Annotated in this window: 21 protein-coding genes and 1 pseudogene; 8 read left to right on the forward strand and 14 right to left on the reverse strand. The window is 42.6% G+C overall.

From position 1 onward, the window contains the following. Positions 1-66 precede the first annotated feature (66 nt). Positions 67-1,399, reverse strand: a pseudogene (locus KXZ66_RS11255) (gluconate:H+ symporter). Positions 1,400-1,768: 369 nt separating this feature from the next. On the opposite strand from KXZ66_RS11255, the gene KXZ66_RS11260 reads away from it, so the two are divergent. Next, a complete protein-coding gene (locus KXZ66_RS11260) occupies positions 1,769-2,158 on the forward strand; it encodes a tautomerase family protein (protein ID WP_021481482.1) in 390 nt (129 codons plus the stop codon). A gap of 406 nt (positions 2,159-2,564) precedes the next feature. Here KXZ66_RS11260 and yodB read toward each other — a convergent pair whose 3' ends face one another. Continuing rightward, positions 2,565-2,903: a transcriptional regulator YodB gene (gene yodB / locus KXZ66_RS11265; protein ID WP_004399427.1), complete on the reverse strand. Its 339-nt coding sequence runs from the start codon at positions 2,901-2,903 to the stop codon at positions 2,565-2,567. Positions 2,904-3,032: 129 nt separating this feature from the next. On the opposite strand from yodB, the gene KXZ66_RS11270 reads away from it, so the two are divergent. Continuing rightward, positions 3,033-3,641 carry a nitroreductase family protein gene (locus tag KXZ66_RS11270; protein WP_021481484.1) on the forward strand — a complete coding sequence of 203 codons (609 nt, stop codon included), beginning with the start codon at positions 3,033-3,035 and terminating at the stop codon, positions 3,639-3,641. 42 nt (positions 3,642-3,683) lie between these two features. Here the strand turns inward: KXZ66_RS11270 and KXZ66_RS11275 are convergent, their stop codons facing one another. Continuing rightward, entirely contained in the window at positions 3,684-4,286 is a 603-nt protein-coding gene (locus KXZ66_RS11275) for an alpha/beta hydrolase (protein ID WP_003231194.1), read from the reverse strand. A gap of 15 nt (positions 4,287-4,301) precedes the next feature. After that, on the reverse strand, positions 4,302-5,213 hold the full coding sequence (locus KXZ66_RS11280; protein ID WP_049141178.1) for a ring-cleaving dioxygenase: 912 nt from the start codon (positions 5,211-5,213) through the stop codon (positions 4,302-4,304). Between the two features lie 183 nt (positions 5,214-5,396). Here KXZ66_RS11280 and KXZ66_RS11285 point away from each other — a divergent pair, with 183 nt between their 5' ends. Beyond that, entirely contained in the window at positions 5,397-5,597 is a 201-nt protein-coding gene (locus tag KXZ66_RS11285; RefSeq protein ID WP_003231189.1) for a DUF3311 domain-containing protein, read from the forward strand. Then, on the forward strand, positions 5,597-7,087 hold the full coding sequence (locus KXZ66_RS11290) for a sodium:solute symporter family protein (RefSeq protein ID WP_124073014.1): 1,491 nt from the start codon (positions 5,597-5,599) through the stop codon (positions 7,085-7,087). Before KXZ66_RS11285 ends, KXZ66_RS11290 begins: the two co-directional genes overlap by 1 nt. Before the next feature lie 33 nt (positions 7,088-7,120). On the opposite strand, the gene ctpA is transcribed toward KXZ66_RS11290, so the two are convergent. Then, positions 7,121-8,521, reverse strand: coding sequence for a carboxy-terminal processing protease CtpA (gene ctpA / locus KXZ66_RS11295; RefSeq protein ID WP_219144545.1), 1,401 nt, complete (start codon positions 8,519-8,521; stop codon positions 7,121-7,123). 152 nt (positions 8,522-8,673) lie between these two features. Between ctpA and KXZ66_RS11300 the strand changes: the two genes are divergently transcribed. Together KXZ66_RS11300 and KXZ66_RS11305 are read left to right on the forward strand one after the other, a co-directional pair. Then, on the forward strand, positions 8,674-9,375 hold the full coding sequence (locus KXZ66_RS11300; RefSeq protein ID WP_014480045.1) for a class I SAM-dependent methyltransferase: 702 nt from the start codon (positions 8,674-8,676) through the stop codon (positions 9,373-9,375). 87 nt (positions 9,376-9,462) lie between these two features. Continuing rightward, positions 9,463-9,714: a hypothetical protein gene (locus tag KXZ66_RS11305; RefSeq protein ID WP_014477099.1), complete on the forward strand. Its 252-nt coding sequence runs from the start codon at positions 9,463-9,465 to the stop codon at positions 9,712-9,714. A gap of 70 nt (positions 9,715-9,784) precedes the next feature. Here the strand turns inward: KXZ66_RS11305 and ldcB are convergent, their stop codons facing one another. Both ldcB and deoD read right to left on the reverse strand, forming a co-directional pair. After that, positions 9,785-10,606 carry an LD-carboxypeptidase LdcB gene (ldcB, locus tag KXZ66_RS11310; protein ID WP_163136304.1) on the reverse strand — a complete coding sequence of 274 codons (822 nt, stop codon included), beginning with the start codon at positions 10,604-10,606 and terminating at the stop codon, positions 9,785-9,787. Between the two features lie 82 nt (positions 10,607-10,688). Beyond that, on the reverse strand, positions 10,689-11,390 hold the full coding sequence (gene deoD / locus KXZ66_RS11315) for a purine-nucleoside phosphorylase (RefSeq protein ID WP_003241589.1): 702 nt from the start codon (positions 11,388-11,390) through the stop codon (positions 10,689-10,691). Between the two features lie 202 nt (positions 11,391-11,592). Between deoD and KXZ66_RS11320 the strand changes: the two genes are divergently transcribed. Continuing rightward, positions 11,593-11,718 carry a hypothetical protein gene (locus tag KXZ66_RS11320; RefSeq protein WP_003231174.1) on the forward strand — a complete coding sequence of 42 codons (126 nt, stop codon included), beginning with the start codon at positions 11,593-11,595 and terminating at the stop codon, positions 11,716-11,718. A 39-nt stretch (positions 11,719-11,757) separates the two neighbouring features. Here the strand turns inward: KXZ66_RS11320 and yodL are convergent, their stop codons facing one another. The 3 genes from yodL to KXZ66_RS11335 all read right to left on the reverse strand — a co-directional run bounded on the left by yodL (position 11,758) and on the right by KXZ66_RS11335 (position 12,997). Next, positions 11,758-12,072, reverse strand: a complete 315-nt coding sequence (gene yodL, locus KXZ66_RS11325) for a shape determination protein YodL (protein ID WP_004399431.1) — start codon at positions 12,070-12,072, stop codon at positions 11,758-11,760. A gap of 60 nt (positions 12,073-12,132) precedes the next feature. Further along, positions 12,133-12,744: a phosphatidylglycerophosphatase PgpB gene (gene pgpB / locus KXZ66_RS11330; RefSeq protein ID WP_004399336.1), complete on the reverse strand. Its 612-nt coding sequence runs from the start codon at positions 12,742-12,744 to the stop codon at positions 12,133-12,135. Positions 12,745-12,820: 76 nt separating this feature from the next. Beyond that, complete coding sequence (locus KXZ66_RS11335) at positions 12,821-12,997, reverse strand: YozD family protein (RefSeq protein WP_003231166.1); 177 nt, start codon at positions 12,995-12,997, stop codon at positions 12,821-12,823. Positions 12,998-13,115: 118 nt separating this feature from the next. On the opposite strand from KXZ66_RS11335, the gene KXZ66_RS11340 reads away from it, so the two are divergent. Then, a complete protein-coding gene (locus KXZ66_RS11340) occupies positions 13,116-13,259 on the forward strand; it encodes a hypothetical protein (RefSeq protein WP_003231164.1) in 144 nt (47 codons plus the stop codon). On the opposite strand, the gene KXZ66_RS11345 is transcribed toward KXZ66_RS11340, so the two are convergent. The 4 genes from KXZ66_RS11345 to ablA all read right to left on the reverse strand — a co-directional run bounded on the left by KXZ66_RS11345 (position 13,256) and on the right by ablA (position 16,085). Then, positions 13,256-13,936, reverse strand: a complete 681-nt coding sequence (locus KXZ66_RS11345) for a hypothetical protein (RefSeq protein WP_014480050.1) — start codon at positions 13,934-13,936, stop codon at positions 13,256-13,258. The genes KXZ66_RS11340 and KXZ66_RS11345 overlap by 4 nt on opposite strands. A 147-nt stretch (positions 13,937-14,083) precedes the next feature. Then, on the reverse strand, positions 14,084-14,308 hold the full coding sequence (locus tag KXZ66_RS11350; protein WP_003231160.1) for a YozE family protein: 225 nt from the start codon (positions 14,306-14,308) through the stop codon (positions 14,084-14,086). 86 nt (positions 14,309-14,394) lie between these two features. Beyond that, on the reverse strand, positions 14,395-14,673 hold the full coding sequence (locus tag KXZ66_RS11355; RefSeq protein ID WP_004399539.1) for a YokU family protein: 279 nt from the start codon (positions 14,671-14,673) through the stop codon (positions 14,395-14,397). Next, on the reverse strand, positions 14,670-16,085 hold the full coding sequence (gene ablA / locus KXZ66_RS11360; RefSeq protein ID WP_004399420.1) for a lysine 2,3-aminomutase: 1,416 nt from the start codon (positions 16,083-16,085) through the stop codon (positions 14,670-14,672). Before ablA ends, KXZ66_RS11355 begins: the two co-directional genes overlap by 4 nt. Positions 16,086-16,111 lie beyond the last annotated feature (26 nt).

Raw genomic sequence — 16,111 nt, forward strand, 5'->3', positions numbered from 1 at the left:
GTCTGCCTATACGTAAAGTATTCAGCAAGGAAGAAAAACGATTGGGCTACGGACTGTCTATGATTGTTACATCACAAGCTCTGCCAATAACACACAGCCGAGTCCTGTAACCGAAAGAACTGTTGTAAGCAGCGTCCAGGTTTGAAATGTTTCTTTCATGCTCAAGCCGAAAAATTCCTTTACCATCCAAAATCCTGCATCATTTACATGACACGCAATGACACTGCCGGCTCCTGTTGCAAGCACCATTAACGCGGGGTTTACACTGCCAGCCTCCATAAGCGGAGCTGCCATTCCCGCTGTGGTAAGCGCAGCCACGGTAGCAGAGCCTAGACACAGACGCAGAACCGCGGCGATGGTCCATGTAACGAATAGCGGCGACATGTTTGTTTGGCGGAAAAAATCAGCGACATAATCGCCGACCCCGCCGTCAATCAGCACCTGTTTAAACGCTCCTCCCCCTCCTATGATGAGCAGCATCATCGCAATTTGCGAAATTGATTCTGAAATAGATCTGCTGTTCCTGCATAGATATTTTACGGGCATATCCCATCGTATAGAGTGCAAGCAACAGCGAAATGAGCATTGCCGTTCCCGGAGTGCCGATAAATTCTATAATGTCTTTTCCTTTTGAATGTTCATTCAATAATAAAGAAAAAACTGTTGCCATTGCCATAAAGATAACCGGGAATAAAGACGTGACAGCACTGATCGCAAAGCCCGGTGTTTCATCCAGCTGAAATTCTTTCCTCGGTCCTAACCCCGATAAGTTTCCATGCTTTTGATACGCACCAGGAAACCGTTTCATCGCAAATTTATTAAATAAAGGCCCGGCAATCACAGTTGTCGGAACAGCTATGATGATTCCAAAAAGCAGCACCTGGCCAATATGGGCACCGTATGCAACTGAGATAGCAGTTGGAGCAGGATGCGGGGGCAAAAATCCGTGAGTAACATTTAAGGCGGCGGCCATCGGGATTCCCAGATACAGAAAAGGCATTTTTAATTCTTTAGCAATCGCGTAAACAATCGGTATCAACAGAACAAGACCCACTTCAAAAAACAGCGCAATACCGATGATAAAAGAGGCAACTACAACCGCCGCCTGTATTCGTTTCCTCCCGAATTTGTCAATCAGCGTAATGGCAATCCGGTAGCCGCCCCCAGCATCAGAGACAAGCCTCCCAAGCATCGCGCCAAGTCCAAACACTAAAGCTAAATGCCCCAGCTGCCCGCCAATTCCAGCCTCAATTGAAAGAACAATTTTATTGATATCCATTCCAAGTCCGATGGCTACTAAAAATGAAACGACAATCAGTGAGACAAAGGTATTTAATTTTACTTTAATAATGAGAAATAACAGAATCAGCACTCCGACAGCTACAATTAAAATCGGCATGGTACCCCTCCAAAAGTGTTTTATATGATTCTCGCGACAATGTTTTGGCGCTTTTCATGCCTAGATAAACAGAAAGCGCTTTCATTAATAACTAAAAACGTCTTGGTTATATGATTGTTATCTTTTGATCAACTAATATGTTCATACTAATCTCCTAATCAATGACTGTCAATCGTTTTTATGAGCTTGTCTCGATTATCTACCGCCTAACCTAATGTAATGATTCATTAGTTATATGTTGATTAACTTTTGGTTATATGTTATGTTTTTTAAAGTTGACTGCCAATCATTATATCTCTCCATTGTCTGAAAGCAAACGAGACAATATGAGAACAGACGGATAACAACTTCACAAGAGGAGGAGTACACATGCCATTATTGCGTTTTGATGTAATTGAAGGCCGTGACGAAAAATCGCTGCAATTGTTATTAGATACTGCTCACCAAGCGATGGTTGAAGCGTTTGGTGTTCCGGAAAGAGACCGTTATCAAATTGTCCATCAGCATCCCGCAAACGAGCTTATAATCCAAGATACGGGATTAGGGTTTCAGAGAACCAAGGATATGGTCATCATTAGCATGACAAGCAAAGCAAGAACCGAAAGCCAAAAGGAAAAATTGTATGCTCTGCTTGCTGAAAGGCTAGAAGAAAAATGCGGAATTTCCCCTGAAGACCTCATGGTATCTATTACTGAGAATGGTGACGCAGACTGGAGTTTTGGTCTCGGTGAGGCGCAATTTTTGAATGGAAAACTATAAGATTTCGTCTCCCCACAAAAAAAAGAAGAGAGAGCTCCAATGAAGCTCTCTCTTTTTTCATAAATGCGGAAGTCATCAGTATAGAAGCATCCAGCAATACGAAAAACCTGGATTTCCTTTTATATCCGGTTTAAATGCCAATTGGAAGCTGACTGGGTTTTGGCCGAAAATATAAAATTTTGCTGATTTGCATAATAAGATACATCATAATCCCCATTTACAATAGGTTGGATGTTATAGCTTATTGATCATTTCCTATTTTATATATCCCCTTCATATGCACATGACACTTTTGCCAATCCGGAAATGTCAATCTGACAAATATAAAAAGTCATGTAAACGGGTGTGAACCGTACTTACATGACTCACCATGGAAACAAGAGCGCTTTTTCAGACGCCGCTTTCCTTATTTCTCTTCTTCACACACTGTGTCACCAGGCTCGCAAAATTGATCGGCCCATGCCTGCATCTCTTGAAATACAGCTTGAAGCGCTGTTCCTTTTTCAGTCAGCGTGTAGATGACTTTGACCGGCGTTTCAGGGAGAACCTGCCGTTCGACAATCTCGTTTTGTTCAAGCTCCTTCAAGCGCTCTGCCAACATTTTTTGGCTGATCATCGGTATTGTTTCCGTTATCTCTTTAAACCGTTTCGGCCCATCCATTAGCACATGGATGATCAGACCGTTCCATCGTTTTCCCAGCAATGAGAATGCGGATTCCATTTTAGGGCACATCGTATTTCCCACAAGTCTTCATCCCTTCATCTATTGATTGACATGTATTCAATGATCCATTACAATAATCTTTCAAGTTACATTTAGTAAGCTTCTAACTTTTCTATTATCATACCACGTTTATCCGAAGGAGGAAACACTATGACGAATACTCTGGATGTTTTAAAAGCACGTGCATCTGTAAAGGAATATGATACAAATGCCCCGATCTCTAAGGAGGAGCTGACTGAGCTATTAGACCTTGCCGCTAAAGCGCCTTCCGCTTGGAACCTTCAGCATTGGCATTTTACAGTATTCCACAGCGATGAATCAAAAGCGGAGCTTCTTCCTGTAGCGTATAATCAAAAACAAATCGTTGAGTCTTCTGCTGTTGTTGCCATTTTAGGCGATTTAAAGGCAAATGAAAACGGTGAAGAAGTTTATGCTGAATTAGCAAGCCAAGGCTATATTACGGATGAAATCAAACAAACATTACTCGGCCAAATCAACGGTGCTTACCAAAGCGAGCAATTCGCACGTGATTCCGCTTTCTTAAATGCTTCTTTAGCTGCTATGCAGCTTATGATTGCCGCAAAAGCAAAAGGTTATGACACTTGCGCAATTGGCGGATTTAACAAAGAGCAGTTCCAAAAGCAATTTGATATCAGTAAGCGCTATGTTCCGGTTATGCTTATTTCAATCGGCAAAGCAGTGAAGCCTGCGCATCAAAGCAACCGTCTGCCGCTTTCAAAAGTATCAACTTGGCTGTAAGGATATGAAAAACCTTAGTCCGAAATACGGACTAAGGTTTTTTTATACAATCGCCTCTTTGTACCATTCACGAGCCTGTTCAGCTTCATGCTGAGTCAGCTGATGGCCCCCGTCCTGCCAGTAAACGGAGGCTGATGCCCCGCTGTCACGCAAATAGCGGTAAAGCTCTTCTGATTCTTCCTTCGTGCAAAGAGGATCGTATTTCCCGGCACCGATAAAAACAGGGAGCCCCGCCATATCAGGCAGCTCGATACCCCGAATCGGAACCATTGGATGATGCAGAATAGCCCCTTTTAACACATCTTTATAATGAAAAAGCAGGCTTGCCGCAATGTTTGCGCCGTTTGAATAACCGACTGCAATCACTCGGCCGCGATTAAACTGATGCGTTTCTGCAGCCTCGTCGATAAAATCTTTCAATTCTCTTGTCCGCACCACAAGATCCTTTTCATCAAAAACTCCTTCACTCAGACGTTTGAAAAATCGCGGCATTCCATTTTCAAGCACCGATCCTCTGACACCAAGCAAATGGGCATCAGGGTCTATAAACCGCCCCAATGAAAGCAGATCGTGTTCATTACCGCCCGTGCCATGCAACAGCAAAAGTACGTTGTCAGATGTTCCTTTTTCATAAATATGCTTCATTATAAATTCCCCCTTTTAAAGTTCAGGTAAAACGTCTGTAATTTGTTGTCTATGTTTCTCCAGCCATTCAGGCAGTTTTAAGGAAGTTCCTAGATCAGCAAACGTTTCATCTGTCATAAAGCCCGGTTCATCTGTGGCAATTTCAAATAAGATACCGCCTTTCTCCCTGAAATAAACTGATGTAAAGTATTCCCTGTCGAGAATTTCTGACGAAGGCAGATGGTTTTCAGCAATAATCGGCAGCCATTTCGCCTGTTCCTTTTTCTTAGTCCGAAACGCTACATGGTGTACCGTACCATATCCTCCGACTCCTCTTTTTTCAGGGTGTAAATGGACATCAATGACACCGCCGACGGCCGCTGAGGTAGCCAGTCTGACAATCTGGTCTTCTTCAGCCACTTTGGTGTATCCAAAGCTTTCCGTTAACAATTGTATGGTCGCCTGCGGGTCATAGGAATATAGCAGCACACCTTTCATTCCCGTAATTGCTTCATTTGTTGTGATCCCGTCAGGCGTCCACTCGCTTTTGCCGCTTTTCGCATCCTCCATGATCGCCAGCGGAAGGTCTTCTGTATCATCAAAAATAAGACCTTTTTCACCAAACAACGTTTTTTCCTCTAGGCTCAGCCCGCTTTTCTCAAGACGCCCCTTCCAAAAAGACAGGGAGCCTGAGGGAACTGAAAAGTACACCCGGCCCGCTTGGCCTTTTCCTACCGTTCCCTGTCCGCTTCCTTGGAACGGAAAAAAGGTCATTATTGTACCGGGATCTCCGTTTTGATTCCCAAAGTAAAAATGATACGTCCCGGGATCATCAAAGTTTACTGTTTTTTTAACAAGTCTGAGCCCAAGCACTTCTGTATAAAATCGCAAGTTTTCTTGCGGATCTCTGGCGAATGCTGTGACATGGTGCAATCCTTCTGTTTTCATTTTCTCACTCCTATTTATCTCGATTTCAAGATATTTATTATTTTAAACCTTTATTGAAAAGGATGCAAACCATGTGTTTTGTTTAAATAATTGAAAAAATCATTTTTTTCTAATAATTATCTTGTGATCTTTTCTAACAACTGCTATTATAGTGAGCATTATCATGTTTCAGGAGGAAAGTAAATGGTTAAAAAAGCACTTATTGTTATTCTCATTCTTTTGCCATTCGTTCAGCTCGCGCTTTTGCCGCTTGTGAATCGAATAGAACCGATTATGTTCGGCCTGCCGTTTTTCCACTTTTGGCTGCTGCTGTGGATTATTGTTACGCCGTTATGCTCGTTTGGCATTTATCAGATGCAAAAAAAAGATGGAGGACTTGAATAATGCAAGGGAATCTGACTGCACTTCTCATTACTTCTATTATTGTTTTAACCGTTGTCTGTATCGGCTTTCTCGCCGGAAGAGACAAATCCTCGCGCACTTCTGTGGAAGAATGGTCTGTCGGCGGCAGACGCTTCGGCGGTCTTCTCGTCTGGTTTTTAGTAGGCGCTGACCTTTATACGGCCTATACTTTCTTAGGGTTGACCAGTACTGCTTTTACAGGCGGAAGTGTTGCATTTTTCGCCATTCCTTATTCTGTGTTGGCCTACTTTATCGCCTACTTCTTCTTGCCAAAACTTTGGAAAGTTGCGAAAATTCATAAATTAACAACACTCGCGGATTATGCCCGGGAACGTTTTAACAGTAAGCTTTTGGCAAGCCTCGTTGCCATCGTTGGGGTACTCATGCTTATTCCGTACATATGCCTTCAGCTGAGCGGCATTCAAGACACGCTTCAGGTTGCCGGCACTGGCTATATTAACGTAAAATTCGTTGTGATCATTTCATTTATTCTTGTTGCTCTTTACACATTTTTCAGCGGGATTAAAGGGCCCACATATACAGCCATCATTAAGGACATTTTAGTATGGGTCATTATGCTGTTTATGGTGGTGTCCCTCCCTCTCATTCATTTTAACGGCTGGACGCCAATGATTGACACGTTAGTGAAGGAAGCGCCGCAAATGTTGACGATACCGTCAGAAGGGCCAAAAGGCATTCCTTGGTTTATCACAGCATCTATTGTTTCCGCTCTGGCACTTTTTATGTGGGCACATGCCGCTACAGGTGTTTTCACGGCGAAAAGCGCTGATGCAGTAAGAAAAAACAGCATGTTTTTACCCCTTTACAATATTGTGTTAATTTTGGTCATTTTTCTTGGCTTTATCGCCTTTCTTGTTCTGCCGGAAGATACAAATCCAAGACTCGCGCTTCTGCATTTGATTCAAACATCTTACGGCGGCGTGGCACAAGGTTTTGCATATGCCACTATCGCTCTTGCTTCATTAATACCTTGTTCCATTATGGCAATCGGCGCATCGAATTTATTCGCCAACAACCTATACCGGGATTTGATTCATCCGAATGTGTCGCAAAGCAAGCTTACTCTTGTCACACGTTCAATGGTCTTTGTTGTCATCGGTCTCGCGCTGCTGTTTGGAATGCTGTTCCCAACTGCCTTAGTGACACTCCAGCTATTAGGTGTATCCGGCATGGTGCAAATTTTCCCTGCGATTGCTGTCAGTCTATTCTGGAAGCGTCAAACGAAAGAAGCGACAGTTATCGGATTATTAGTCGGCCTTGCGGTTACGTTTATTGTGTATACCACTCAATCCGCACATGGCATTTATGAAGGATTCTGGGGATTGGCCGCCAACATGATCGCTGTGGTGATCCTGAATCCGCTGTTCGTTAAAAACGCGAGATCCAATCCTGTCATTGAAGGTTTATTTGGCAAAAAACAAGACGCTAATCCAAATCAAAAGGGTGCATAAAAAAACCATACGCGGCAGCCGCGTATGGTTTTTTTACATTTCTTTTTTCAGTGTTTCAATTGCCTTTTCCATTTGCGTATCATTATCAGACAGCTTCTTTTGAAGTTCTGTCATTAATTTCGTTGTTGTATCGCCAGTCAGTATGCCTGTTTCTTTCAGCTCCTCTTTTTTCTGGAACTGTTTGACGACAGATACAAAATCCTGGTCATACGTACTGTTAACGTTTACCTTGTAACCAAGTGCTTTGAGCATTTTCTGAGCCACTTTGACGTTTGTGCCTGTATCACCTGATTTGTACGTTTTATCTGCGTCCAAATACGGCAGCTTCGCGTAATCAGGCAGCTCTGCTTTCACTTGAGGCTTGATGCCTTTTTTGTGAATCCATTCGCCGTCAGCAGTCAGCCATTTGGCAACTGTCAGTTTGACAGTAGAGCCATCATCATATTCTTTTGCCGTTTGCACTGTACCTTTTCCGAATGTCGTCTCGCCGATTAACGGTACGTTTGACGATTCATGAAGGGCAGCGGCCATAATTTCGGCTGCGCTTGCTGTACCGTCATTTACTAAAACGACGGTCGGCTTGGTCACTTTCCGTTCTTTTTCGGCCTTCATGACTTCTTTTGAACCGTTTTTGTATTCAACCTGCATGATGTTTTTCCCTTTATCAATGAACAGGTTGCTCATCGTAATCGCCTGTTCCATTAAGCCGCCCGGGTTGCCTCTCAAGTCTAAAATATAGCCTTTGGCGCCTTTTTTCTCTAAACTGTCAATCGCATCTGTCAGCTCTTTAGCTGTTGTTTCAGAGAAAGAAGTGATTTGAATTTCTCCGATGTTGTTGTCTTTCATCTCTGAATAGACAGTCTCTACAGGAATAGTATCGCGCTTAATGGAAAGATCGATATTCCCCACTCCCGCTCTGTTCAGTTCAAGCTTCACCTTTGTGCCCTTTTTGCCTCGGATTAAAGCGACGGCTTCATTTACATTCATGCCTTTTACGCTTTTTCCATTTACCTTAATGATTTGGTCCCTCGGTTTGATACCGGCTTTTTCAGCAGGTGAACCTTTAATTGGGGATACAATAAGGATTTCTCCGTCTTTCTCCTCTACTTGGGCTCCGATTCCTTCAAAAGATGCTGAAATCGTCTCGTCGAATGATTTCGCTTGCTCTTGATCCATATATGTAGAATACGGATCATCCAGTGATTGAATCATTCCTTTAATTGCTCCGTCTACTAATTTGTCATCATCTGTTTTTTGGTAATAATCACTTTTGATTTGCTCATACGCTTTATTTAATTTGTCGAACTTGCTGTCTCCTGTGCTTGTTGATTTTTGGCCCAGGATACTGGAATTGCCCGTAATAAATAAAGTAAGCGCCGAAGCGACAACTGCAGTGATCAGCACAATAAAAAACAGTTTTAATTGCCGTTTCAATTAAACACCACCTTTTTCTTCTTACATTATTATCATGGACGAATTCTTATTCGTCAACTCGGAGCAGAAATGAAAGAGAAACGCCCTTCTTTTGCTTTTCATAAACCTATGTATTTATACGACATATGATAAGGAAAAAGGAGGATTCGATATTGAGCCGATATTTAGAAATGCTGTCCTTATTCGGTGTCGCAGGGGCGCACCCAGGCGGGCTGGCTTTTTCAAAAGCGGTCTTGCAAAAGGCTGCACCCTCTCCGAATCAGCCGATTCTTGATGCCGGATGCGGAACAGGACAAACGGCGGCTTATTTAGGACATTTGCTGTATCCTGTAACAGTCGTTGATAAAGATCCTATTATGCTTGAGAAAGCGAAAAAAAGATTTGCGAATGAAGGGCTTGCCATCCCTGCATATCAGGCGGAGCTGGAACATCTCCCGTTTTCTTCTGAGTCCTTTTCCTGTGTCCTGTCAGAATCGGTCCTCAGTTTTTCACGCCTGACATCCTCTCTTCAAGAAATTTCAAGAGTTTTAAAACCCGGCGGGATGCTGATTGGTATCGAAGCTGCTTTAAAAAAACCGATGCCCCCTGCAGAAAAGAAGCAAATGATGGATTTTTACGGATTTACTTGCTTACATGAAGAAAGCGAATGGCATAAACTCCTAAGATCCTATGGCTTTCAAAAAACAGAAGCGATGACACTTCTTCCGGAAGACATGGAATTTGAACCAACCACAGAAATGGATTTATCGCAAACGATTGATCCCATCTATTACGATACGCTTCAAACACATTATCAGCTCATGCAGTTATATAGTGAGTACATGGGTCATTGTATTTTTATCGCGTACAAGTAAAACGGCGTATCGCCCCCTGTTTTCGTCCAACCTTTTTTTCCTATCTATCATATGCTGATAGAAAGTCAGGATAGGAGGGGAACAATATTGGAGAGATATTATCATCTTTGCAAAAACCATCAAGGTAAAGTCGTCAGAATTACAGAGAGAGGCGGGAGAGTTCACGTCGGCAGAATTACCCGTGTAACAAGAGACAGAGTTTTTATAGCTCCGACCGGCGGAGGGCCAAGAGGTTTCGGTTACGGATATTGGGGCGGTTATTGGGGATACGGAGCGGCTTACGGTATTTCCCTCGGTTTAATTACAGGGGTCGCTCTTGCTGGTTTATTCTTCTGGTAAGCATAGAACAAATGCTAGATTCACCAGACACAATGAAGCCCGCTTATCTAGTGTAAGCGGGCTTTTCATTTTAAATTTTCTTCACTTTTTCAAAGTACTCTTCAAGCGTTAAATCATTATCTTGGATGACCTTTGCGGCTTTTTTGCCTACATAGCGCAGATGCCATGGCTCATATTCATATTTCGTGATATCTTCTTTATTTTTCGGATAGCGAATGATAAAGCCATATTTATAAGCATTGTCCTGCACCCATTTCCCGTCTGCCGTGCTTCCGAACGCTTCATTTAGCTCAAAGCCATTGCTCCGGCTCGAAATGTCCATCGCAAGGCCTGTTTGATGCTCGCTTTCACCCGGGTAAGCGACCGCTTCCATTGCCTTCTTTTCCCCTTTTAGGCTTACTTCATTGTCAAAAATGACTTTCTGTCTGTCATACGAACGGTACCCTGAGACAGCTGCCAGTTCATAGCCTTCCTTTTTGGCAGCATCGAACATTGTTTTTAATGCGTCGGCCGCTTCTTTTCTGATGTAACGTTTTTGAATCTTTTCTTCAAAAGAAAACTCTACATCAGGTATGACAAGATCGCTAGGTTCATAGTTTCCGGGCAGTGCATATTGTTTATTGACAAGCGCGAGTATATTTTCTGGATTTTGAATGGTTTCCAGACCATCGACTTTTTTAATATCATTGAAATACTGGCTTTCCAATGAAAACTCACTGTTTTGAGTGTTTGATTTTTTGCTGTCAGCTGTTTTTTGTTCTGTTTGCTTTGTTTCTGCTGTGGTTTTCGTATCCTTTTGAGCATCTCCGTTCAACATGCTGCAGCCGGCTCCGACTATTGCCGTTACACTCAGAGCGGCAGCCAGTGAGAACCATTTACCGGACTTTTTCATATTACATTACCTTCCTTTTATCAATCGTTTCCGCATTCATAAAGAAGAGGCTGCCGGCACCCAGCACGCCTCTTGATATATTTTATTGTGATACGGAATGTAAAGCCACTTCTATCATATCATGAAATGTCGTTTGACGCTCTTCCGCTGTCGTTTCTTCTCCTGTTAATACGTGATCACTCACGGTGAGAATTGACAGGGCTTTTCTTCCGTGCTTCGCTGCTAATGTATACAATGCAGTTGTTTCCATTTCAACGCCAAGCACACCGTATTTTGCAAGTTTTTCAATTTGCGAATCGTCGTTGTAGAACTGGTCAGCTGTAAATACGCTTCCTACAGTCACCGGCACACCTTTATCCTTTGCGGCATCATAGGCATTTTTTAAAAGCTCGAAATCTGCGCAAGGCGCAAAATCAATGCTTCCAAAAGCGACTCTGTTCATTTGTGAATCAGTTGAGGAGGTCATCGCCAAAATGACGTCTCGCACTTTGACATCTTTACGAATAGCGCCGCAAGAACCGACTCTTATTAGATTTTGCACATCGTAGCTTTGAATTAATTCATTCACATAAATTGAAATAGACGGAACACCCATTCCCGTGCCTTGTACTGAGATTTTTTTACCTTTATATGTACCCGTAAATCCATACATGCCTCTTACTTCATTGTAGCATTCTACATTTTCAAGATACGTTTCTGCAATAAATTTTGCTCTGAGAGGATCTCCCGGCAAAAGCACTGTATCCGCAATTTGTCCTTTTTCAGCACCTATATGTACACTCATCTCATATCCTCCTGTAAATCTAAATTATCATCCAGCCCCGTCCATTTTACAACGAATGTCATGATGAAACAAACTTCAGCATTGATTATAAAGGAATATGTCGAAAAAAGAAATGTTCGAGGATCTGTTAGGCACTTCCTCAGAAAAACGGATAATCGGGGTGTTAATTTGAAAACCTAACCGCAGGAAGGAGGGGTGGGACATGGGTAAAAAACATCGCAACCGGATCACAGGCCAAAAAAAGAACAATCATATACCTGAAAAAGATATCATTGCAGCTGAAGAAGCACACGGGAAAGAATATTCCGCTGCCAAACGCAAGCCTTAAAACTGCAGAAAACTGCGGGTTTCCGCAGTTTTCTTTTCATTATGTCGTTTGTACAATCAGACGATTGATTTTCCTCCAGCCGGCGGGAAGCAGTTGATAATATGTTTTCCCTTTTCTGCCTTCATCAATCAGGATCACGTCCCCTGTGGCCATAAATCTTGCATCATAATCACTCGGAACAGTGTCGAATACATTAAACAAAGAGAATGCTCTTTTCAGCACGTCTTGATGATCGCTCCCGTTCAGTTCAGTTCGATAGACGGCTCTGTAGCCCTTTTTTTCGCCAAACCGGGGTGTCTGAAATATTGTCACGTCATAGGAACAAGACTTCTTTTTAAACACGGATAACATCATCAAGATCCCCTCCCTTTTATTTCTTTAACATATTGGCGTTTTTGCTGTGTTTTCCTCTCTCTATTTTTGTCGAAACCGCTTAATCTTTTCGTCAAAACCTTTTACTAGGAAAAACAGAAGCAAGCCGAGGCTAAAGCCGCCTAACACATCTGTCACAAAATGAACCCCCAGATAGACTCTGCTTATGCCGACCAAAACAGCAATTACACCGGCTATGATATATACCATTTTTTTATGCTTGGACAAAAACGGGAGGTGTTTCACTAAAAAGTAAGCAATAACAGGATAGACACAAGCAGCATTCATGGAATGGCCGCTCGGAAAACTGAAGGATGATTCATGAACCAGCGGTGCAAAATCAGGCCTCACTCTTTCGATCCATTCTTTTAAGACTTTGTTTAACAGCCGATCTGTGCCGAATACTAAGAGCATCAACAGGCCGTCCCATGTTTTTCTGTAGAAAAACATGCCTGCTCCAATGATGACAATTAGAGGGAGCAGAAAAGAAGAAGCACCAAGATGCGTGATCCCCGTCATGACTTCATTAAGCCATGGCTGACGGATCAAAACAGCTGCCTTGCTTATTGCTTCATCTGCAGATTGAACAGCATTTGTATGAATGGCCGCAGCTAGAATGAGAAAGAAAAGAAACAAACTAACGGGCTTGTACAATTTAACCACCTCAATTTTCACAGAAGTCATAGAACATGAATAATAAAACCGGAGCTGACAACTCCGGTTTTAAGCCTCATTCATCTTCATCCAGCTCTTCATCTATCATACATTTTTCTATCAAATAATCAAAGGTGATATCAGCGATTTCAAACAGCTCATCCTCACTCGGTATGTAGCCCCGTCTTGCAAGCTCTCTGTAAAAAAATTCAGCGATTTCTTCCGTATCAATCACAAGATCTATTTCTTTCATCTCCGTACCGCCTCCTTTTTTATGTTTTATGAAAAAACAGGCTGAATTATACCCGGTGTTCTAAACAATTCTTTCAGTCATATATTGAATAAAAAACGAGCCATGGGAGGCTGACGCTATGATTGCTAAAATGATGGAAGCACTGGACGGAGAAAGATTTGATATCATAATGGAAAAAACGCTCAAAGGAATGACGCGTGTGATGATTTGGGGCTGTCTGCCATATTTTTTATATGTCTTGATCCGTATGTTCACAAACTAACTGAAATGCTCTTTTAAACTTTCCAAAACAAACATCATCATGTCTTTATATTCTTCATCATGAAACATTTCGTACAGAATTTTGTAGTCATTATAAATATCCAGAAGCTCATCAACAATTGACACAGCAAGGATGTGAAGGGTATCTTGATCTTCATCATCGCCTTCAAACTGAAGAAGAGCAGACGATGCGATATCTTCGCCGATCTCATGGCCAGTTTCTCCGACATAATGGACAAACAACAGCTGATGCACAAACTGGTCCATTTCATATTTTCTAAGCACCAGCGTGAGATCCTCTTCCTCCGTTTCAAGCCACTCTCCATCCTTTAAACGGGTCAGCTCATAAATGATATCTTCCCAGCCATCTTCTAAATATCTCCAAATCTCTGTTCTATGGCCGATAATGCGAAAGAGTTCTTTTCCATAATCTTTTACATAAACAACGTCCCCAATAAGGAATTCATATTCAATATCAAGCTTCTCCATGTCGACAATGACACCCTCATAATCTTTATAAAGCTGAATAGATGATTCAAAGTATAAAACTTCGTTATGATTGACTTCATAAAGATAGTGTTTATCAATTTGGTGTACTTTTGTGATGGTGCCGACTGTTCCATACATAATGACGACTACGATATCCCCTACTTGGAATTTCGGTTTATTTTGCTTCATGGTGTCTCCCCCTCGCCGCAACATTTCTCATACGCTATCGTATGCCGGGTGAAGCCAATTCGCATGGGCATGAAAACCAAAGGAAATATCCAATTATGGTATGGGGGACATAAAAAAATCCGCAGTGATCTGCGGATGAAACAGCTATTATCTGCCGTGCACTTCAGACTCGTATTGATCCCAAGCTTCATCAAACGTCGCCATCGTGTGAAGGTAATCAGCATTCAGCTCCAAATATGAACTGATTTCATGATAATCGGTTGATGTTTTTGGAAAGCTGTGATCCTCATACGCCTGATTGGCAAATTCACTGATGCTGTCCTTCGGCTTAGGGTGTCTGTATTTCAATAAATAGTGATAAAAGGATTTCATGGGTTTCCCCTCCTGGTGTCTGTCTTTTGTTGTTCTATTATACAGTTCAAGTGTAAAATTACAACAAAAGAATACTGAAACATGACTCAGGAGAAGTCAAAATAGTTGCGTTTCAAAATTCTTTCTGTCTCCATGAGCTGCTGATATGTCAGGCTTTCAGGCAGTTTTTTTGTTTGAATTAAAAGCAGCTGATCCTCAATCTCCTTAACCGTGTTTTCCTCTTGATAGGTCATACCGCAGGAAGAACATACCATGGCAGGGGTGTCTGTCAGTTCTATAGCCCTCGTTCCATCAGGGAGCTCCCAGTACACCGTGTTCCTGCCGGGCACCGCTTCAAGCTCGCCGCACCATTCGCATGTTTTCATGAAGAATCCCCTCCGCATTCAGTCTCTTTCTGTTTTTTCTGCTGCGCCAAAAATTTCTTTTCTTTGAGCTGATCTCTTTTCTCACGCCGATCTTTTAATGTTTCATGCTCCGGATTTGCGATGTATGCCTCTCTCCTTTTGATTCTGTCTACATTTTCAGGTGTAAACGAAACTTCTTTGTCAGCAAAAATGGCACTCAGCCCGATCGGCTCCTTTTTGTCAGCGGTTTCAGGGAAAACGGACTCAAAATAGGCGTCTGCCTGATTGGGGATATAATTTTCTGGTTCCGGATATGACGTAATCACACCTTCAAAATTTCTTAAGATCACTTTGTCAGGACTTTGTGACAGTACATAGTTTGGCTGCAGGGCGATTTTACCGCCGCCGCCTGGTGCGTCAACGACAAAGGTAGGAACCGCATAGCCTGAGGTATGACCTCTCAGCCCTTCAATGATCTCCAAACCTTTGGAAACAGGAGCTCTGAAATGCCCAATTCCTTCTGACAGATCACATTGGTAAATATAATAAGGACGGACTCTGATTTTTACCAAGTCATGCATGAGCTTTTTCATAATTGGAACCGAATCATTAATACCTGCTAATACGACAGCCTGATTTCCGACCGGCACTCCCGCGTTCACCAGCTTTTCACATGCCTCAACGGATTCTTCTGTCATTTCGATGCTTGTGTTAAAATGGGTGTTCAGCCAGACCGGATGATATTTTTTCAATATCTCGCACAGATGATCGGTAATGCGCTGCGGAAAGACGACGGGCGCTCTTGTTCCGATTCTGATGACTTCCAGATGCGGAATGCTGCGCAGCTCTTTTAAAATATATTCTAAAATTTGGTCGTTGATGAGCAGCCCATCACCGCCTGAAATTAAACAATCGCGGATTTCAGGTGTTTCCCGGATATAAGCAATTGCAGCATCAAGCTGTTTTTTGGGGACTCCCATTCCGATTTGTCCGGAAAAGCGCCTTCTAGTGCAGTAGCGGCAGTACATGGAACATTGATTCGTGACAAGAAACAGCACACGGTCGGGATAGCGGTGTGTCAGACCGGGTACCGGTGAATCTTCATCCTCATGAAGCGGGTCTTCCAGATCGTATTTTGTTTTGTGCATTTCTTCAGAAAGCGGCACAGACTGCATGCGTACCGGGCATCTCGGATTGTCGGGGTCCATTAAAGAAGCATAGTAAGGTGTAATATTTAAGGGGATCGTTTTGGTAGAAATTCTGACGCCTTCCTCTTCATCCTCGGTCAGATTGATGACTTTCTTTAAATCATCTAACGTTCTTACAGTGTGTGTCAGCTGCCAAAGCCAATCGTTCCATTTCTCTTCCGGAACGTCCTTCCATAACTCGATCTCCTTCCAATGCCGTTTCGGTTTATACCATTTGTTTTTCAAACGAACTCCTCCTCGCGCATATTTTG

It is taken from the genome of Bacillus sp. LJBS17, from assembly GCF_019334685.1.
GTDB lineage: Bacteria > Bacillota > Bacilli > Bacillales > Bacillaceae > Bacillus > Bacillus subtilis.

What these genes read in the sequence shown, in the direction of transcription:
- KXZ66_RS11260 (WP_021481482.1), top strand. Translation starts at nt 1,769, where the DNA reads ATGCCATTATTGCGTTTTGATGTAATTGAAGGCCGTGACGAAAAATCG.
- KXZ66_RS11270 (WP_021481484.1), top strand. Translation starts at nt 3,033, where the DNA reads ATGACGAATACTCTGGATGTTTTAAAAGCACGTGCATCTGTAAAGGAA.
- KXZ66_RS11275 (WP_003231194.1), bottom strand. Translation starts at nt 4,286, where the DNA reads ATGAAGCATATTTATGAAAAAGGAACATCTGACAACGTACTTTTGCTG.
- KXZ66_RS11280 (WP_049141178.1), bottom strand. Translation starts at nt 5,213, where the DNA reads ATGAAAACAGAAGGATTGCACCATGTCACAGCATTCGCCAGAGATCCG.
- KXZ66_RS11285 (WP_003231189.1), top strand. Translation starts at nt 5,397, where the DNA reads ATGGTTAAAAAAGCACTTATTGTTATTCTCATTCTTTTGCCATTCGTT.
- KXZ66_RS11290 (WP_124073014.1), top strand. Translation starts at nt 5,597, where the DNA reads ATGCAAGGGAATCTGACTGCACTTCTCATTACTTCTATTATTGTTTTA.
- ldcB (WP_163136304.1), bottom strand. Translation starts at nt 10,606, where the DNA reads ATGAAAAAGTCCGGTAAATGGTTCTCACTGGCTGCCGCTCTGAGTGTA.
- deoD (WP_003241589.1), bottom strand. Translation starts at nt 11,390, where the DNA reads ATGAGTGTACATATAGGTGCTGAAAAAGGACAAATTGCGGATACAGTG.
- KXZ66_RS11320 (WP_003231174.1), top strand. Translation starts at nt 11,593, where the DNA reads ATGGGTAAAAAACATCGCAACCGGATCACAGGCCAAAAAAAGAACAAT.
- yodL (WP_004399431.1), bottom strand. Translation starts at nt 12,072, where the DNA reads ATGATGTTATCCGTGTTTAAAAAGAAGTCTTGTTCCTATGACGTGACA.
- KXZ66_RS11335 (WP_003231166.1), bottom strand. Translation starts at nt 12,997, where the DNA reads ATGAAAGAAATAGATCTTGTGATTGATACGGAAGAAATCGCTGAATTT.
- KXZ66_RS11340 (WP_003231164.1), top strand. Translation starts at nt 13,116, where the DNA reads ATGATTGCTAAAATGATGGAAGCACTGGACGGAGAAAGATTTGATATC.
- KXZ66_RS11345 (WP_014480050.1), bottom strand. Translation starts at nt 13,936, where the DNA reads ATGAAGCAAAATAAACCGAAATTCCAAGTAGGGGATATCGTAGTCGTC.
- KXZ66_RS11350 (WP_003231160.1), bottom strand. Translation starts at nt 14,308, where the DNA reads ATGAAATCCTTTTATCACTATTTATTGAAATACAGACACCCTAAGCCG.
- KXZ66_RS11355 (WP_004399539.1), bottom strand. Translation starts at nt 14,673, where the DNA reads ATGAAAACATGCGAATGGTGCGGCGAGCTTGAAGCGGTGCCCGGCAGG.